This window comes from Protofrankia sp. Cas3 (assembly GCF_963555955.1).
Taxonomy (GTDB): Bacteria; Actinomycetota; Actinomycetes; order Frankiales; family Frankiaceae; genus Protofrankia.
In genome coordinates this window covers 1-18,329 of record NZ_CAUVXP010000017.1, presented here as the reverse complement: position 1 = coordinate 18,329, position 18,329 = coordinate 1, and the positions used below count along the sequence as shown (strand labels likewise).

General features: G+C 67.9%; 11 protein-coding genes. 6 read left to right on the top strand and 5 right to left on the bottom strand.

Translation table 11 applies throughout. The features are described 5' to 3' along the window. Position 1: 1 nt before the first annotated feature. The 3 genes from U9983_RS05435 to U9983_RS05425 all read right to left on the bottom strand — a co-directional run bounded on the left by U9983_RS05435 (position 2) and on the right by U9983_RS05425 (position 3,592). On the bottom strand, positions 2–1,312 hold the full coding sequence (locus U9983_RS05435) for an aspartate aminotransferase family protein (RefSeq protein WP_322752964.1): 1,311 nt from the start codon (positions 1,310–1,312) through the stop codon (positions 2–4). Then, the gene (locus U9983_RS05430) at positions 1,309–2,370 is read right to left on the bottom strand and encodes an SDR family oxidoreductase (RefSeq protein WP_322752963.1); all 1,062 of its coding nucleotides are present in this window, start codon (positions 2,368–2,370) and stop codon (positions 1,309–1,311) included. The genes U9983_RS05435 and U9983_RS05430 overlap by 4 nt, the downstream gene beginning before the upstream one ends. A gap of 88 nt (positions 2,371–2,458) precedes the next feature. Beyond that, entirely contained in the window at positions 2,459–3,592 is a 1,134-nt protein-coding gene (locus U9983_RS05425; RefSeq protein WP_322752962.1) for an acyl-CoA dehydrogenase family protein, read from the bottom strand. Positions 3,593–3,999: 407 nt separating this feature from the next. Between U9983_RS05425 and U9983_RS05420 the strand changes: the two genes are divergently transcribed. The 5 genes from U9983_RS05420 (at position 4,000) to U9983_RS05400 (ending at position 10,564) form a co-directional block, all read left to right on the top strand. Then, positions 4,000–6,492, top strand: coding sequence for an ATP-binding cassette domain-containing protein (locus U9983_RS05420; protein ID WP_416211282.1), 2,493 nt, complete (start codon positions 4,000–4,002; stop codon positions 6,490–6,492). A 49-nt stretch (positions 6,493–6,541) separates the two neighbouring features. Next, entirely contained in the window at positions 6,542–7,384 is an 843-nt protein-coding gene (locus U9983_RS05415) for an SDR family oxidoreductase (RefSeq protein WP_322752960.1), read from the top strand. Beyond that, entirely contained in the window at positions 7,381–8,049 is a 669-nt protein-coding gene (locus U9983_RS05410) for a sterol desaturase family protein (protein WP_322752959.1), read from the top strand. The genes U9983_RS05415 and U9983_RS05410 overlap by 4 nt, the downstream gene beginning before the upstream one ends. A 133-nt stretch (positions 8,050–8,182) precedes the next feature. After that, complete coding sequence (locus tag U9983_RS05405; RefSeq protein ID WP_416211283.1) at positions 8,183–9,445, top strand: nitric oxide synthase oxygenase; 1,263 nt, start codon at positions 8,183–8,185, stop codon at positions 9,443–9,445. A gap of 297 nt (positions 9,446–9,742) precedes the next feature. Then, positions 9,743–10,564: a patatin-like phospholipase family protein gene (locus U9983_RS05400; protein ID WP_322752957.1), complete on the top strand. Its 822-nt coding sequence runs from the start codon at positions 9,743–9,745 to the stop codon at positions 10,562–10,564. A gap of 33 nt (positions 10,565–10,597) precedes the next feature. Here U9983_RS05400 and U9983_RS05395 read toward each other — a convergent pair whose 3' ends face one another. Continuing rightward, positions 10,598–12,811, bottom strand: coding sequence for a serine/threonine-protein kinase (locus U9983_RS05395; RefSeq protein WP_322752956.1), 2,214 nt, complete (start codon positions 12,809–12,811; stop codon positions 10,598–10,600). 419 nt (positions 12,812–13,230) lie between these two features. Between U9983_RS05395 and U9983_RS05390 the strand changes: the two genes are divergently transcribed. Continuing rightward, positions 13,231–15,687 (top strand): Hsp70 family protein, encoded by a 2,457-nt coding sequence (locus U9983_RS05390; RefSeq protein WP_322752955.1) that lies wholly within the window; start codon positions 13,231–13,233, stop codon positions 15,685–15,687. Positions 15,688–15,700: 13 nt separating this feature from the next. Here U9983_RS05390 and U9983_RS05385 read toward each other — a convergent pair whose 3' ends face one another. Then, complete coding sequence (locus U9983_RS05385; protein ID WP_322752954.1) at positions 15,701–18,142, bottom strand: serine/threonine-protein kinase; 2,442 nt, start codon at positions 18,140–18,142, stop codon at positions 15,701–15,703. Positions 18,143–18,329 lie beyond the last annotated feature (187 nt).

Sequence of the window (18,329 nt, the reverse complement as noted above, 5' to 3'; positions counted from 1 at the left end):
CTCAGGCGCTCCTTTCCAGGGTTGAGGTGCGCGGGTGGCCTTCGCTCAACGCCCGGGCGGCGCCGGCGACCGCGGCGAGCACCAGGTCTGCGTCGGCCGCGGTGAGCACCGCAGGTGGGGTGAGCCGGATGACGTTGTGGGCGTTGAGAGAGTGGTTCACGATCACTCCACGCTCGATCATTTCGAGGACGAGCTCGCCGGCGAGCTCGGCATCGGCCAGCTCGATGCCGATCAGCAGGCCCGCACCCCGGACGTCGACCACGAGGTCCGGGCAGGTGCCGCACAGGATGTCCCGGATACCGGCAAGCAGCTGTTCGCCGAGCACTCGGGCCCGTCCGACCAGCCCTTCGTCCCGGATGGTGGTCACGGCGGCCGCGGCAGCGGCCATGGCAACCGGAGCTCCCGCGAAGGTGGATGTGTGCAGGAACGGGTCGCGGTTGAACGGCGCGTACGTGGCGGCGGTCGCGACCATGGCGGCGACCGGGATGACCCCGCCGGAGAGGTTCTTGCCGACCAACAGTATGTCGGGGATGACGTCTTCGGCATCCGCTCCCCACCAGCGTCCCAGCCGGCCCAACCCGGTCTGGATCTCGTCGACCACCAGCAGCGTGCCGTGGTCGCGACAGAGCGTGGCGACGTCACGCAGGTAACCGGCGGGCGGGAGGACCACGCCGCCTTCGCCCTGCACCGGCTCGACGACCACGCAGCAGTTCGGAACCTCGTCCAGGACCGCGGCCAGCGCCGCGGAGTCACCGAACGGTACGTGCCGCACTCCTGGCAGCAACGGCCGGAACGGCGCCTGGTAGAACTCGCGTGCGGTCAGCGACAGGGCACCCATCGTCTTGCCGTGGTACCCGCCGATCGTGGAGACCAGGCTGGTACGCCCATTGGCCCGGGCAAGCTTGATGGCCGCTTCGGTGGCCTCGGCACCCGACGTCACGAAGTGCACGTAGTCCAGACCGGGCGGGGTGATCTGGGCGAGGGTCTCGGCGGCGTGTGCGGCGACGGGTTCGAGCAGCAGGCGGGTCGCCATCGGGTGTCGCTGGATCTGGTCGACCACAGCCCGTATCACTGCCGGATGGCGGTGTCCGAGCAGAAAGACCCCGTAGCCGCCGCAGTCGAGGTACTCGTTTCCGGTGGCATCCCAGACCCTGGCACCGTCGGACGCGACCTCCACCAACCCGCCGGTCAGACCCGCCAGCCGGGCCCGACCACGGCTGACGTGCCGGCGATAAGTGGTCGCGACCTCGGCCGCGCCGGTCGGGTAGTACGTGGACTCGTTCCTCCCGGTCGTACCGTTCGTACCGTTCATGCCGCAACCTCCGTCAGCTCGGCCGCGCGCTCGTCGATCAGACCCTTGGCCAACGCCAGATATCGCACCGACGCGGCGAACGAGCTTTCCAGCGCGTGCGGCGTGGGTGCCTGGGTACCGGGGATGGCACCGAGGCTGGTGGGGAACGGGGGTGCCCCGGAGAACAGTGCGGTCATGGCAAGAAGGTCATCGAAGCGGCGCCTGGCCGTCGGGGGCAGCGGGTCGATGAACACCGGCCGGATCAGCCGTTCGACCATGTCCGGAACGACCAGGCGTGGCGCGGTCACGGCGATACCCAGCCGCTGCGCGGTGGCCAGACAGAAACCGAGCATGCTCTGGGCGGTCAGCGCCTGCGGCCCGGCGCTCAGCCAGTACACCCCGTCGGGAATCCCGGCACGGACCAGCGCGGTCAGCGCGCGGGCGACGACGTCCTGGGGGATGAAGTCGATCCGCGAGGACGGTTCCAGCGGCACCAGCGGAAGCTGGTTCTTCAACACCGCACTCGCGATCATGTGCAGTCCCTGGAGACGGACGATGCGCCCGGTGACCGAGTCGCCGATCACCACCGACGGTCGGATGATGGCGGCGGGAACGCCGCTGGCACCCACCAGAGCTTCGGCGGCCCGCTTGGAGTCCAGGTAGTCCTCGGGACGCGCGATGGCCTCCCGTAGATCGCTGCCGGTCGCGCTGCGGGTCAGCTCGGCGCGCGCGACGAAGGCGGTGGAGACGTAGAGCAGCCGTGCCTCGCTGTCAGCGGTGAAGTCACAGATCCGCCCGGTTCCGGCTACGTTGAGCTCCTGGGTGGTCTGAGCTCCCGCGGCGAAGTCGGTGACCGCGGCAGCGTGGATCACGAAATCGACCTGCTCGCACAGTGTCCTGTAGGTCATCTGGTCGAGTCCGAGCCGAGGTCGGGCGATGTCGCCGTGGACCTGCTCGGACTCGACCCGGGCACGGCGGGTCAGGCTGATCACTCTGAAATGACGCCCGAGCATCGGCAACAGCGCGCTGCCCACCACGCCGGTGGCTCCGGTGAGCAGAATCGTGGGACGAGCGGACATCGTTCTCCCCTCATAAGCACTGGTGACGCGGCACCAGTGACGTGAGCCGGTTCGGATGTGAGCCGGTTCGGATGTGAGCCGGTTCGGGTCAGCCGACACGCAGTGGCTGCCCGGCGAAGTAGTCGCACAGCGGGTCCGACATCCGGGCTCGGGACGGTGGGTGGAATGCCAGCGCCGCGGTACAGGAGGCCAGGTAGGCCACATCGGGAGAGCTGATGTAGGCCATGCCGCCCAGCGCTTCGACGCTGCGGCGCACCGCGCGGGCAATCGCGTCCTGAACGGCGAATCGGCACACCAGCGCCGCCGCGAAGGCGGCTTCACCGGCCAGACCGAGTGTCATTGCGCGGGCCACGCCCTCCACGCAGCCCATCGCGGCTTCCAGCTCTACCGCGATACCGGCACGTTCGGACGCTGCGGTGCGGCCGGCGGCCAGCACCCGCTCGGCAAGTGCGCTGGCCATCCCCAGATAAGAGGCCGCCATGAGCAGCTCGAACCACAGGAACCCGGCGGTCTGCAGGTCGTCGGGGGTGTCATCGGGTCCGATCTCGGTGCGAACCAGCAGATCGGCGGGCACCGCCACCTCGTCCAGAGCAACCTCGTCGGACTCGGCGGCCGCCAGGACCGGCGACTTCCAGAACGGCCGCACCGACATGCCGGGGGTGTCGGCTGGAACGAGAGCCACGGCCAGCTGGGTACCCTCACCGTCCGTTCGGGGCACGGACACCGAGGCGGTGAGCAGGTCCATGGACCGGGCCAGGCTGCACGGCTTCTTCGCCCCGGAGATCACCACGCCGTCCTCGGTGGGCCGGGCGGTCATGCCGGGGGAGAGGATGGCCTGGCCGGGGCGGCCTTCGGCGAAACCGGAGGCCACCAGCAGCCCATCGCGGGCGATGCCCTCCAGCAGCATCCACTCGAAGCCGGTGCTGACCCGGCTTGTCGCCACCAGGCTCGCGATCGAGAAATGGTGCATCGTCGTCGCAACAGCCAGCGACGGCGAGCGCGAACCGAGCGCGCGCTGCACGCGGACCGCCTGGAGCACGTCGGCACCGATGCCGGCGTGTTCCCTCGGCACGAGCAGCGCCGGCCCGTGGTGAGCCCGAAACGTCTTCAGCGCCGGGCTACCCTGTTCTTCCAGACTGGTCAGGTCGTAGCCGCGCAACGCGGCATCCAGACCCGGTAGCAGCTGCTCCAGCGTCCGACGTTCCTCGGTCAGGAACCGCATTATCGTGTCTTCCTCTCGATGGTGTCCGCTACGGCTGAAAATCGATGTCGGACCGGCGTGCCAGCCGGTACACCAATCAGGTTCGGCTCTGTCCCCGGCCCCGTTCCAGGCATCTCAGGGCTGGCCGGAACGGCCCACAGGGTGTGGGAAAACAACACCTTGGTAGTGGCGGGTGTGCGCGCCGTGGAGCGGCTTTACCGAGGCCCACCAAGGTGGGGTTTCCCGCACCCTTGAGCGGGCGGGGTGCACACCTGAGATGTATGGCGTGGGTCGAGATCGTGGCCCAGGCTTGAGGGAATCCGGTTCGCGGTCGCCGGTTCGCGGCCGCCGGTTCCGGTATGGACGGGAGCCACCTCGTCCTCGATATCGGATTGAGCGTCCAGATAAACAGGAAGGGAATGGAGCAAATGGCGAGAAACAGCGGGGAGACGGCCACCCTGAGAGTGAGTACCCAAAGTAACGAGACCAGCGTGCGGGCTGGTCGGACGTGCGTGGTCGGACGTGGCCCGGAATCTGACATCGTCATGGCCGATGTGCAGGTTTCACGAAGCCACCTGGTGATCGAGCCGGCCCGCAATGGATGGTCGGTGCGGGATGTCAGTTCGAACGGGACCTGGGCGAACGGCGAAAAAGTGGCTACCAGGATGGTCCGTGGCCGAACCAGCTTCCGGCTCGGCGCACCCACCGGCCCAGAGGTGGTGGTCGACGCCCAGGCCCCGTCCGCGGGGATGCCCACGGCCGAGCTGGCGACGCTGCTGCACGACAGCCCCGAGCGTGTACCCGGGCCCGGTGGGTCCGCAACGTCAGGTGGGTCCGGAATTCCCGGGGCGAGGACTCCGGGCTTGCGAAAAGCCATGATCGAATCGCCGTCGGCGGCCGAGGCGAAGAATGCACCGGGCCGGGCCGAGCTCGAGTACGAGCGCCACAACGTCCACCAGTTGTTCTACGGCACAACGTCGATCGGACGCAGCGCGGACAACGACATCACCGTGGCCGACCTGCTCGTCTCCCGACGCCACGCTGAACTGCACGTCGGCGACGCCGGGATCGAGATCGTCGATGTCGGGTCGGCCAACGGCACGTTCCTCAATGGACGGAGGGTGACTCAGGAATCCCTGAAAGAAAGTGATGTGGTCGCGGTCGGACACCACCTGTTCCAACTGCGAGGCAACACGCTGGTAGAGGCCGTCGACAAAGGGGATGCCACCTTCGAGGCTCAGGGACTGTCGGTGTCGGTCGGCGGCAAGCAGCTGCTGCATGATGTCAGTTTCCGGTTGCCGGCGCGCAGCCTGCTTGCTGTGATCGGCCCGAGTGGTGCGGGAAAGTCGACCCTGTTGGGCGCCATCACCGGGTTTCGTCCCGCGGACACCGGTTGTGTCCGCTATGCCGGCCGTGACGTCTACGCCGAGTACGACGAGCTGCGCCGCCGGATCGGCTACGTGCCCCAGGAAGATCTGCTGCATTCCGCCCTGACCGTGCGCAAGGCCCTGGAATACGGGGCCGAACTACGCTTCCCGCCGGACGTCAGCGCCGATGAGCGGCGGACGCGCATCGATGAGGTGCTGGCCGAGCTTGGGCTGACAGCGCATGCGAACACACAGGTCAGCCGGTTGTCGGGCGGCCAGCGCAAGCGGACCAGCGTGGCGATGGAGCTGCTGACCAGGCCATCGCTGCTGTACTTGGACGAGCCGACGTCCGGTCTCGACGCGGGACTCGACAAGTCGGTCATGATGTCACTGCGTACGCTCGCGGACGGCGGGCGCACCGTGGCCGTGGTGACGCACAGTGTGGCCCACCTCGACTCGTGTGACTACGTCATGGTCCTTGCCCCTGGCGGGCATGTCGCGTACTTCGGCCCGCCGCGCGGCGCCCTTCCGTACTTCGGCAAGCCCGACTTCTCCGATGTGTTCCTCGAGTTGGAGGCGAGCTCGGGTGCGGATGCCGGGGCCCGCTTCCGTGCATCCAACCTCTACGTCGCCACCTCCGTGACCGCACCGTCCGCCCGGCCAGCACCCGCGGAACTTGCGAGCCTGCGACAGCAGTCGGTGTTCGCGCAGCTGTCAACGCTGTTTCGCCGCGCGCTGTCGGTGACCACATCCGACCGCTCCTACCTGCGACTCATCATCGCCTTCCCGGTCCTGCTCGGTCTGGTACCGCGGGGTGTCCGCGCCCGTCACGATCTGGGTGTGGTACCCGGCCAGTCGAACCTGGACGCACCCACGGTGTTGCTGGTGCTCGTCGTCTGCGCCTGCCTGATGGGGGCGGCCAACGCCGTTCACGAGATCGTCAAGGAGCGGGCGATCTACCGTCGGGAACAGACGATCGGCCTGTCGACGACGGCCTACCTGAGTTCGAAGATTGCCATCCTGGCGCTGATCACCGGCGTCCAGTCGGTGATCCTGACGTTGATCGCCCTGCTCGGCCGGGCTCCGGCGCATGGAGCCGTCATCGATTCGCCCTGGCCGGAGGTGCTACTCGCGGTCGCGGTGGCTGCGCTCGGTTCGGCAATGCTGGGTCTGGTGATCTCTGCGCTGGTGGACAAGGCGGAGAAGGCGATGCCGCTGCTCGTGCTGATCACCATGACCCAGCTGGTGCTCTGTGGCGGCATGGTGCCCGTCGTCGGCCGCCCCGGGTTGGAACAGGCGAGCTGGCTGGCCCCTGCACGCTGGGGTTTTGCGGCACTGGCGTCGACCACGGATCTCAACGTGGTGTCGCGGAACGTCGTCGACGGCGATTCACGCTGGAATCACGCCGCGGCAACCTATGCCGGCAACCTGATGTTCGGACTTGTGGTCGCGGCCGGGGCGGTCGTGCTCTGCGCCTACATCCTCAGGCGTACCGAAACGCGCCTGCTGCGCCGCGCCGCGAGGAGGAGCGGCCGACTGCGAAAGAGTCGCTGACAATCAGGATTTATCCGGATGAACATTAGATTCCATATTAGGAGAAAACATGTCTAAAAATCTTGATGGCACGGTCGTCGCTATCACCGGGGGCAGCCGCGGCATCGGTCTGGCCACCGCCGAGGCCTTCGTCGCTGCCGGCGCCACAGTTGCCATCGGCGCCCGCAACCTCGACCACGCCCGCGCTGCGGCCATCCGCATCGGCGCGACGGCCCACCCGCTGGACGTCACGGATCCGGCCAGCGTGCGCGAATTCTGGAAGGTGGTGGAGGCCGAGCATGCAGAGATCGACATCCTCGTCAACAATGCCGGCGAGATGTTGGTTGGCCGTTTCGAACACGAAGGCGAGGAAGCCACTCGCCACCAGCTCGGCGTCAACCTTCTGGGCAGCCTCAACGGCATGAAGGCCGCCATAGGACCGATGCGCGCCCGGGGCCGCGGCCACATCATCAACATGGTCTCCGCCGTCGGTCTGGTCGGCCTGCCCGGCTGCGCCACGTACTCGGCGGCCAAGCACGGCGTGGTCGGCCTGTCCGAGGCCGTCCGCGCCGAACTGCACGGCTCCGGCGTGGACCTGTCGATTATCCTTCCGATCCCGGCCCGCACCGAGCTCACCACCGGAGTGGGCAAGGGTCGCTTCGTCCCGCTACTGACCCCCGACGACATTGCGCGGTCCGTAGTAGGTGTTGCCCGCCGCCCCCGCTATCACGTCTTCGTCCCCGGGTGGACCAATCCGGTCACTCGCTCGCTGTTCCTGCTTCCGCAGAGCTGGCGTGACGCGATCGGTCGGCTGCTCAAGGCCGACCAGTTGCTACGCACCACCGACGCCGACGCCCGTCGCGACTACGAGGAGCGCGTCACCGCGCCCATCACGAACGGGGTCGACCTGTGAACGCAACGATGAGCAGCAAGGGCGCGATCCAGCGTGGTAACAGTCCGCCCGCATTCGCATCGCCGCTGCTGGACCACATCGCCCACGTCCACCCCATCACCACCGTGGTGATGTACGCCCCTGCCATCGTCGCCGGCGTCTGGTTCGCCCTGGGCCAGGCCGGTGGCTGGGCGTTGGCCGGTTGGGCATCGGCTGGCTATGTGGCCTGGACGCTGTCGGAGTACTGGGGCCACCGCATCGTGCTGCACTACGAGCCCGCGCAGGGATTCGGCGCCCGTCTGCATGGGCTCCTGCACGGCATGCACCATGAGTACCCGCAGGACGTGCGTTGCTCTATCCTCAGTCCCCTCCTGAGCATCCCCATGGTCGCAGGGGCCTTCTACCTGTCCTCGGGCCTGGGTGGCCTGCCGCCGACTGTCGGGGCCGGCTACGCCTTCGGTTATCTCACCTACGACCTGTTCCATCTCTACCTGCACCAGGCCAGGCCGAAGAACCGGCTGTTGCGCCGACTGCGCGAGCTGCACATGCGTCATCACTTCCGCGACGACACCCGTGGATTCGGCATCTCCGCCCCGTACTGGGACGAGGTGTTCGGTACCTCGATCACACGCCCGCACCGCACGCCCGCGAGCAGCACCGTTGGTGCCGGTGACCGCCCCACCTGAGGTGTCCGTCGGGCCGGCCCTGACCCCGCAGGCTCTGACCCCGCCGGCCCTTCCAGGCCCGCCCAAAGAGACGCGGGACACTTCCCGAGCCACAACCACCGGCAGGATGCCAATGAACTCCGCGACCCTTTTCATGCACACCCCGACCGTCCGCGAGACGGTACCAGCGCCTGATACGAGGGCATCCACAGCCGAATCGTCCCGCCCGCGGCACGCGTTCGGGCAGGACGCCGTAGCCGACGTGAAGGAGGCCGAGGAGTTCCTGGCTCTGCTTTACACCGAGCACCCTGACCAGCCGTGTCCGTTGGACGAACGTCGGCGTCAGGTCCGAGCCCAGATCGAACAGACGGGCACCTACTCTCACACCAGCGCCGAGTTGGTCTTCGGCGCTCGCGTGGCCTGGCGCAACTCCAGCCGCTGCATAGGGCGTCTGTACTGGCAGAGCCTGCGTGTGCTGGACAGGCGGGATGCCGGCACACCCGAGGAGATCCACCGGCACCTGTGCGAGCACTTGCGCCAGGCCAACAACGATGGCCGCATTCGTCCGGTGATCTCCATCTTCCCTCCTGACACCCTGATGTGTCCTGGACCGCGGGTATGGAACGAGCAGATCATCCGTTATGCCGGTTATCGGCGACGCGACGGCGGCATCGTCGGTGACCCCCGTTACGTCGACTTCACCGAGACCGTGTGCAGCCTCGGCTGGCAGGGCTCGGGCGGTCCTTTTGAGGTCCTGCCGCTTGTCATCGAAACCGCCGACGGCAGGCCACAACTGTTCGACGTGCCCCGTGACCTCGTGCTCGAGGTAGAGCTCGCCCATCCTGAATACTCCTGGTTCGCCGAACTCGGACTGCGCTGGCATGCCGTACCGGCCATCTCCAACATGCGTCTGCGCATCGGTGGTATCGACTACCCACTTGCGCCTTTCAATGGCTGGTACATGGGTACAGAAATCGGCGCGCGCAATCTCGTCGATACCGGCCGATACAATCTGCTGCCGGTCGTTGCCGAGCGTCTCGGGCTCGACACCGGCAGCGAAGAAACCCTGTGGCGTGACCGTGCGTTGGTCGAACTCAACGTCGCTGTCCTGCATTCCTTCGGTGTCGCCGGGGTGAAGGTCAGCAATCATCATACTGAATCCCGTCGTTTCCTTACCCACATTGCCAGGGAGGAGCGAGAGGGGCGGACTGTACCCGCCGACTGGAGCTGGATCGTTCCACCGGTTTCCGGCGGCATCACCCCTACCTTTCACCGCTACTATCACGAAGCCGATCAACGCCCCAACTTCTACCCGGGAACGCGGTCCGGCTCAAAATCTTCGCCTTCGCCCGACACCCGCTGGCCGACACCCGACGCCGCCGAATGCCCCTACGCTTCCAAAGAGCGAACCGAATAAGAGCGCCCGGCAAGCTGGGCGGGATGGTCTGCCTGCATCCCAACGCCGACCACTGAGGTGATGTCACCAGTCGCGAGTCTCCGGGACGGATCAGGAGCCACCAAGGTGTGGTTTCCCTACCCCTACAGGGCGTGGCGGGTGTCCCTGAGATATCTAGGCCGAGGCGCTTGCGTAATCCAACATCGTTGTATGGAACGGTCCAGATATCGAGCCTGCCGGTGCGGGATCGCTGCGTACCTGGTTGACGAGGGTACTCCGGAGCGCCCGGCAGGCCGGCGGACCGAAGGAACTCGGCGTGTGAGGACGGTTGACATGGCGCAGGAGATCACGGCTTCGGTGTTGAGCTTCACGGGCATCCCACCGCTGACCGTCGTGTACAGCGGGGGCGGTCCGTTCGGCATCGCCTATGGACTCGGGATCGCCCACGCCCTGATCGCCGCTGGCGTGCCCCTGCAGGAGGTGGACGCGCTCGGTACGTCATCCGGCGCATGGGTCGCGTCGTGTGTGGCCACCGGCGTGGGACGTGAGGTTCTGTGCGAGCTGCCACCGGTCCGGGTTCCGAACCCGATTCCGGGATGGATCCGGCGGACGGCTCGTAGCGTGTTCGGTGAGGCCCACGACGAACGGGTTCGGATCTCGGCGGTCGGGGTGCCCACGCTTCGCCGGCAGATATTGTCAGGGGGACGTTTCCCCCTGGCGGACCTGGTCGCAGCCTCCTCGAGCCTGCCCGGTCTGTTCCCACCCTCCCCGGTTGGCCATGGGCTGTACGTGGACGGCGCAGTCCGTTCACAGGCCTCCGTCGACCAGGCGCCAGCCGCACGCAACCTCCTGGTGATCGCGCCCGTCGCCGGTCCGGTGCTCGGCGCCGGCGGGCGGATCATCGAGCAACTGCTGACTCGGGAGATGCGTCGTTGGACGAAGGCAACCGGTGGCACGGTGCACCTGATCCGGCCTGACAGCGCGATCAGTCGGTTGGTCCGGCACCCGCTTGACCTGTTTGACCAACGCCGGGCACACGATGTGTACCCGATGGCGTTCGCGCAGGCGGCCCAGCTGCTCCAGACCCGGCCGGCGCTTGCTCGCCTGACACGACCGGTGGGCGTGCCGCTGGCGGCCTGAGCGGCTGGCCCGGACGGCGTCACCGAGGCGCTTTTACGAAGCACCTCCACCGGACGGCGTGCCGCCGTACGAGGAACCGCCACCGTACGAGGAACCGCCACCGGATGGTGTGCCGCTTGGTGACGGTTGCGTCGAGGGTGGGTTGGATGAGGAGGTGCCGCCCGATGGTGCGGCGCTTGGTGAGGGTTGCGTTGACGGCATGCCAGCTGACGGTGTGCCAGCTGAAGAACCCCCGCCGGATGGCGTTCCGCTTGGCGGTTCTGTTGACGGCGAACCACCCGATGACGGTGGGTTCGTGGTGGATGGTGGGGGTGTGTAAGGCTGGTCATTCCCGCCGTCTGTGCTCCCGGGACGCACGAACGGGCGGTTCGTCGACGGATCCACGAGCGTGAACGACACCACCGGGCCGGGCGATCCTTCGATGATCGTGACCATCGTCGGCGAGAATGCGGGCCACGCGGGACCGGCAAAGGTCGGATTCGAATGCGCGGAAGGTGCGGTCAGCGGGTTTCCGCAGTTGCATTTCGTGGCCGGTCTGCCGTATCTGTCCACTAGCACGGCTGTACCGGCCTGAAGTACCGAAGAGATGGCGACCGCGCGATTGCCGGCATAGCGATGGTTCGTCACGTACGTGTCAGTGCGCAGGATTACCGGCGTCAGTGTCCTGAGATGACTCGGCGCGTCCTGGGGCCTGACCCCGAGGACGCCGGACCACGCAGTCGCCCGATCAGGGTTGCGTCGAAGGAGCTCGGCCATCTTTCCGATGTCGCAACTGGGGTGGCTGGGGGTTCCGCCGTACAGCCCCGGGGTGTTCGCCGGGTAGGTATGTCCGACCGTCGGCGGTGGTTGGACGTCCGCCGTGTCCGTGCCGACAGGGGGCAGGAACGGGTTCGGCCCGGGTTCGAAGACCGGTTCTCGCGTGAAGCTCGCGGCCGTCTTCTCGGCGCCGGTCAACGAGAGGCCGACGAAGCCGGCGAGCGCGGTGGCCAGCACCACCAGAACGGCGATGACTGCCGGCAGGCTGAAGGTCAGGTGACGGATCCGTCGTCCCAGCGGTTTGGACTGGACGCCTTCGGCGGGCGGGCCGGCAGCGGGCGGGCCGGCAGCGGGCGTCGAGACGACCGGCCGCGCGGGTGTTGCCGGGCCACCCGTACCGGCCGGACCGTTCGTACCGGTTGGGCTATTCGTACCGGCAGGGTCGGCAACAGCGCCGCTGGGAGGTTCGACCGCACCTGTCCGCTTGGTGACGATCGGGCGGGCAGTCGGACCCGGCGCCGCGATCCGTCGTCCGGTGGCGTCAACCCTTCCGGACGTGCGACTGGATGGCCGGGTCGTCGGCTCTGTCCGTAGGGGTGCCCAGCCGTGCATCACTTCGGTGACGGCCGCCTGTTGCTCGGCCGGAGGGCTGCCGATCATGCTCCACAACAGCTCGGTAGCGGACGGGCGGTCCGCCGGTTCCTTGCTCAGTGCCCGCACGACAAGCGGCCGAAGTGCCGGGTCAAGCCCTTCCAGCCGCGGTTCCTCCCGCGTCACCCGGTAGAGCACGGACTCCGTGGAACCCTCGCCGAACGCGCAGCGACCGGTACCGGCGAAGGCCACCACCCCACCCCACGCGAAGATGTCGGCCGCAGCCGATATCACCCCACCACGGACCTGCTCGGGTGCCATGAACGCCGGAGTGCCCAGACCGCGCAGGTCCTGGCGCACCCGTGTCGCAGCATCCACCGACCGGGCAATCCCGAAATCGATCACTCGTGGGCCGAACTGTGACATCAGTACGTTGGTCGGTTTCAGGTCCTGATGCACCACCCCGGCCCGGTGGATCGCGGTCAGCGCGGCCGCCACCCCGACCGCGAGGCGTTCCAGGTTCGCCGATGGCAGGGGTCCGTCCGAGGCGACCACGGCGCCCAGCGTCGGGCCGTCGACGTATTCGGTGACCAGATACGGTTGCTCGGCGTCCGGATCGGCGTCGAGCACCTCAGCGGTACAGAAACGGGCGATCCGGCGGGCGGTGGCGGCCTCTCGGCGGAAACGGGCGCGAAACGCCGGATTACTCGCGACGTCGGACCGGATCACTTTGATCGCAACCAGGCGCCCAGGCGCGCTCCGGGCCAGGTAGACGACGCCCATGCCACCCGCGCCGAGCCGGCGGAGCACGGTGTACGGGCCCAGCCTGGTCGGGTCGAACCGTCCCAACGGGGTTCCCGCGGCGGCTACGACCGCCTCAACCGATTTCGGGTCGGACACCGGGCCTACCTCCGTCACGCCGTCGGGTTGCTGGATAAACCGTCCCCGCGACAAGCCCGGTGGGCAACCGCGCTGCCTGAAATATGCGCTGGCGGCACTGTATGGCGCTGGCGGCACTGTGTCGAAGGATTCCACCGACCAGTCCGGAAAATATTCTTCTGAAATATTCTGGTCTTGTATGTATATTACGGAAATAATAGCGTGTAAAAGCTGATGATGTCGTTGCGTAAACCGCGGTGATTGGTTATTCACCCCATCCCGGGCGTTCGGCGCAGCGCCGTTATGGGCATCCCACCGAGTGGCCCGGGGTGGCTACGGGCTGCCGGAAATGATGATTGATGTCGGAGGTGGATTCCGGACAGCCCGATCTCTGTACCAGCCCGATCTCTGTACCAGCCCGATGAGGAGGCGGCACGGACGTGGAGTACCAACTTGCCATCGATGTGGGGTCGGCATGGGTGACGGCCGCTCTCGCTGATGGCGGCCGTGTCAGAGTCGTTTCGTTCGGCGGAGCCGGGTCACGGCTGCCGGCCGTGCTCTACCTGGGAGCGGACGGGTCGACACTGTTCGGGCACGCGGCCCGTCGCCGGGCGCTGGCGGACCCGGCGCGCGCGGCGTCGGACCTCCCTCGTCGCCTGGGTGATCCAAGGCCACTGCTCATCGGTGGCGCATCCCTGCCGGTGGCGTCCCTGCTCGCACGGTTGCTCAGTCATGTGGTCGCAGAGGTGGTCAGCCAGACCGGCGGCCCGCCGACGAGCATCACCGTGAGCCATCCGGCGAGCTGGTCGCCCTACAAGATCGATTTGTTGTCGGGCGCGCTCCACCAGATCTCCGTCGATGGTTCGCCCACCTTCGCGACCTGTCCCGCGCCGGTGGCGGCCGCTACCTACCGCCAGCACCTGTCGGCCCGGACCGGGGATCCGGTCGCCGTCTACGACCTGGGCGCCGGCTCGTTCGACACCGCCGTCGTGGGCCTGGACGCAGGCTCGGAGGAGGGCTCGGGCGACTGGCCGGACGGCGGCCGGTGGGTCCTGCGCGGCCACCCCGACGGGCTGGAGCACATGGGCGGTCGTGATCTGGACGAGGCCGTCCTCGGATACGTGATGAACGTCCTGGGCGACAGGGTGGCGGGGCTCCCGTGGACGGCTCCGCCGGAGATCACCACGATGCCGCGCACGGTGCCGCCGATCGACCCTGCTCTTTTGTCCGGATTCGCCCGGCTACGTGCCGAATGTACCGAGGCTCGGGAGACGTTGTCCGATGACACCGAGGCCGAGATCGGTGTTGTCCTGCCCTCGGTTGTCACCACGGTTCGGATAACCCGGGAAGAGTTCGACGCGCTCGCCCGGCCGGCTCTCACCGAGACTGTGGCCGCGCTGCGCCGCACGCTCCTGTCCGTGCCGGTAGACCCCGCCGACCTCGGCGCGGTCCTGCTGTGCGGCGGGTTGGTGCACACCCCACTCGTCCACGATCTGCTGGTGGCCGAGCTGGGCGCGGACGTGATGCTCGATGTGCGTCCGGCCGGGGAGATCGCGCTCGGCGCAGCTCTGATCGCAGCCCTGATCGCGGCGCACGAGGCATCGCCCGATCTGGCCTCCCCTGACGCGGTCGACGGCGAGGGGCCTGTCGAGGGGCCTGCAGCCGACAAGGAGCGGACCGGCGTACCTTCCACGGGCCTCATCGCCCCGCCACTGCCCACGAGTGTGCCGCCGGCCGATCACTACCGGTCGCGTCCGGGTGCGGCGGGCACGGGGCAGGGCGAGGCGTCCGCGCACGAACCCGTAGCACCTGCCGGTCATCGGTCTCGGCGGCTGACCGGTCCTGCGCGCAGGCACCCGTGGGCATTTGCGGCTATGATCATCTGGATGATTCCGCTGATTGTCATCGCGGTCATCCTGTTCGGTGGCGGGAGCTCCGGAGGCAGGGCCGAGGAGTACCACTACGCCTCGCCGTGGGTCTACCGGGCGCAGGAACAGGCCGAGAACCTCCCGCCGCCTGCGGTCGGGGACGTGCCCAACCCGGGCCCGAACGACGTCACCGTGGGTGGCTCGATCGAGGTGGCGCCGGTCACGGAGACCGCTTACGCGCTGTTCCGCAGACAGCAGCGCGACGTCCAGGTGACAACCCGTGCGGTGAATACCGACGACGGCTTCGCCAAGTTGTGTCAAGGCCAGCTTGACATCAGCGGTGCGTCATTCCCCAAGGAACCCACCGCCGCGTGCGGGCAGGATCAGGTCAGTGCCTTCGAGGTCGCGCACGAGACGTTGCCGGTCGTGGTGGACAGGAGCAACACCTGGGCGCGCTGCCTCACCCTCGCGCAACTGCACGCGGTCTGGGGGAAGGAATCCACGATCAGTTCGTGGCGGCAGGTCGACCCGTCCTTCCCGGATGTTCCTCTGACACCGGCGGGTTTCAACCCCGGCTCGATCCCGAACGCCTTCTTCAATGCCGGAGTCAACAATGGCAGGGAGGAGGGTCGGACGGACTTCCGCAGCTATTCCGACGGCAACGCCATTGCCCAGGCGGTGGGGTCGACCAGGGGCGCGGTGGGGTATGTGGATTTCCCGACCCTGGCCGCAAACACCGACCGTGTCAGTGGAGTCCAGATCAACAATGGGTCGGGATGCGTTGAGCCGACCCTGGAAAACGCCCGCGCCGGTCGGTATCTGCCGTTGTGCAAGCCGCTCTACATCTATGTCCGGTCGGCGGCATTGCGCCGTCCCGCGGTGGCAGCGTTCGTCAGGTTCTACGTGTCCAATGAAGCGGAGATCGCCGTGGCGGCCCACACCGTGCCTCGCGACGAGGCGGAGATCAAGGAATCGGTCGAGAAAGTGGACGAACTCACCAAGGATGTCGGCCCGGTGCGGCCAGGTTGACATTCTCGGACAGCTACCCGCAGGGCGGTCGGTAAGCCATGTCGGGAAGGAATCGGCTCCACTCCTGCGGGGTCAGATGGTTGCCCGGGTCTGCGCATGCCGCAGCGGCGAGTCTGGTGGGGTCGAGCCGCAGGAGTCTGATCGTCGCGTCGTTGCCGGCCGTGGCCAACGTCTCGCCGCCGGCATCGAACGCCACCGTCTGCACGCCGCCAGCCGGTGCGCCGGTGAGGCGCGCAAGGACGGGGTCGCGGGGGCTGGTCACGTCGACCAGGCCGACCGTTGCGTCCAGGCTCGCCGTGGCGAGCCAGGCGCCACCGAACGCCACACCGGTCACCCAGTCGAGGTGATCGGTCAGCACCGCGTCGGGGGCCGGGCGAGTGGGGTCGGAGACATCCCACAGCCGTGCGGTGTGGTCGTCACCGCCAGTGGCGAGCAGATGTCCGTCCTGGTTGAAAGCGATCCCCTCCACGACCCCGTTGTGGCCGGTCATCGTCGCAAGAGAACGCGGAGCCTGACGGTCGCTGATGTCCCACAGCCGGGCCGTGCCATCGACCGAGGCGGTGGCCAGGATGCGCCCGTCCGGCGCGAACGCGACGCTCTGTACAGGGCCGAGATGGCCATAGAGGCTCGTCAGGAACATCGGGTGTCGCGGGTCGGAGACGTCCCACAGCCGCGCCGAGCGGTCATCGCTCGCGGTCGCGACGGTGCGGCCGTCCGGACTGAACGCCACGCCGTTCACCGGGCTGATATGGCCGGCCAGCGTGGACAGCGCAGCTGGCCGGTACGGGTCGGAGACATCGGTGAGGCGAGCGGTGCTGTCCGGGCCGGCAGTAGCCAGCAGACGTCCGTCCGGGCTGATCGCCATGCTGTTGGCCTGCCCTGTTCGCTCGCTGAGCGTAGCCGCAGGCATCACCGGGGCGTGACTGGTGGCATCGAAGACGGCGACAATACCGTCGGAGCCAGGACCCGGACCGGACCCCGCGAGCAGCCGGCCGTCCGAGCTGAGCGCGACTGCCCCGACGGACTTCGTGGGCATGGCAACGGGGGTGGCCGACGGCCAGACGAAAGATGTGATCATTGCGAGCCGGGCCTCGGGCGCGGGGGACAGTTTCCAGGCGGCGAGGCTGAGCCGGGCGGCCAGTGCCGGGTCTTTCGCACGCTGTGTGTCCGCCGCTGTGGTGAGCCGGCGGGAAGCGTCCTGGGACCTGTCGGGGGAGGACCGCGATGTCAGCACCGTGGCGAGGGTTCCCGCTACCAGGACGAACGCAAACAATCCGGCGAGAATCGCCCGCATGCCAACAGCCCGCCGCCACCACCGCGCGGGCAACGACGGCCGGGAAGGCCGCCCATCCGCTGTCGGTGTCGGAGGCGTCGGTGTCGGGGGCGCAGACGCGGGGCTGGGCGCCGGTATTCGCGCCGGCGCCTGTGATCGGGCCTGGCTCTGTGATCGGGCCTGGCCCTGTGATCGGGACGGCGTCGGTGGGTTCGCGGCCGCTGGCGCGGGGAACGACGCAATCGGCGTGACGCCCGGCTGGTGCGGTCGCCGTTCCGCTGGGGACGCGTGCGGCGGGGATGCGTGCGGCGGGGACGCCGGTTCGGTCAAGACGGTTTCGGCCATGGATGGATCACCGAGGAGACGTACGAGCAGGTTCTGGGCGCTGGGCCGCTCGGCCGGGTTCTTGCGCATGGCTTCGTCGACAAGCAGACTCAGCTCGTCATCCAGGCCATCGAGGCATGGCTGGGTGTGCACGGCCCGGTACAGCAACGCGTCGGTCGGCCCCTGCCCGAACGGAAGGCGGCCGGTGCCCGCATAGAGGACGACGCCGCCCCAGGCGAAGACGTCCACCGCGGCTGTGATCTCGTCTCCGACAATCTGTTCTGGCGCCATGAAGCCAGGGGTTCCGATCCGCTGCTTGTCGCCGCTGATCGTGGTGAGCGCCGTTGTGCGCGCCATCCCAAAGTCGATCACCTTGGGCCCCATGGCGGAAACAAGCACATTGGACGGCGTGAGGTCACCATGAGTCACGCCAGCGTTGTGGATGGCGGTCAGCGCGGTCGCGACATTCACGGCGAGCAGTTCGAGGTCTGTCGAGCGTAGCGGGCCCTGCTCCGAGACCGTCACGGACAGCGTCAGCCCTTCGACGTATTCAGTGACCAGGTAGGGCTGGTCGGCATCGGGGTCGGCGTCGAGGACAGCGGCTGTGCAGAACCGCGCGACCCGGCGGGCGCTCACCGCCTCCCGCCGGAATCGCTCCCGGAACTCCGGTGCACGGGCGAAGTCGGGCCGGATCATCTTGACGGCGACCAACGGGCCGTCCGGGCGTCGTCCGAGGTACACCGTGCCCATCCCGCCCTCGCCGAGCCGGCCATGCAGGTGGTAGGGCCCGAGCCTGCGTGGGTCACCGGTGTGCAGCGGCGATGCGGACCGGGGTGCCGCATCCGCCACTGTCTCCACCCACCCCTGTCGGATTTTCGCCGGCACCGGGTGATCTGCCTCCACCGTGCCCGTTGATACCCGGACCGTTGATACCCGGACAGTGGGTGACCATGCCGCGGCCCGGCCACTTCAGGCGAAAGTCAGATTCCCATGGGCGACCACGTCAGGGCGTGAAGGGTCATGGTGTGAAAGGTCAAAGTGTGAA

Excerpts from the sequence above, each read along its gene's own strand:
- U9983_RS05435 (WP_322752964.1), bottom strand. The coding sequence starts at position 1,312 with ATGAACGGTACGAACGGTACGACCGGGAGGAACGAGTCCACGTACTAC.
- U9983_RS05430 (WP_322752963.1), bottom strand. The coding sequence starts at position 2,370 with ATGTCCGCTCGTCCCACGATTCTGCTCACCGGAGCCACCGGCGTGGTG.
- U9983_RS05425 (WP_322752962.1), bottom strand. The coding sequence starts at position 3,592 with ATGCGGTTCCTGACCGAGGAACGTCGGACGCTGGAGCAGCTGCTACCG.
- U9983_RS05420 (WP_416211282.1), top strand. The coding sequence starts at position 4,000 with ATGGCGAGAAACAGCGGGGAGACGGCCACCCTGAGAGTGAGTACCCAA.
- U9983_RS05415 (WP_322752960.1), top strand. The coding sequence starts at position 6,542 with ATGTCTAAAAATCTTGATGGCACGGTCGTCGCTATCACCGGGGGCAGC.
- U9983_RS05405 (WP_416211283.1), top strand. The coding sequence starts at position 8,183 with ATGCACACCCCGACCGTCCGCGAGACGGTACCAGCGCCTGATACGAGG.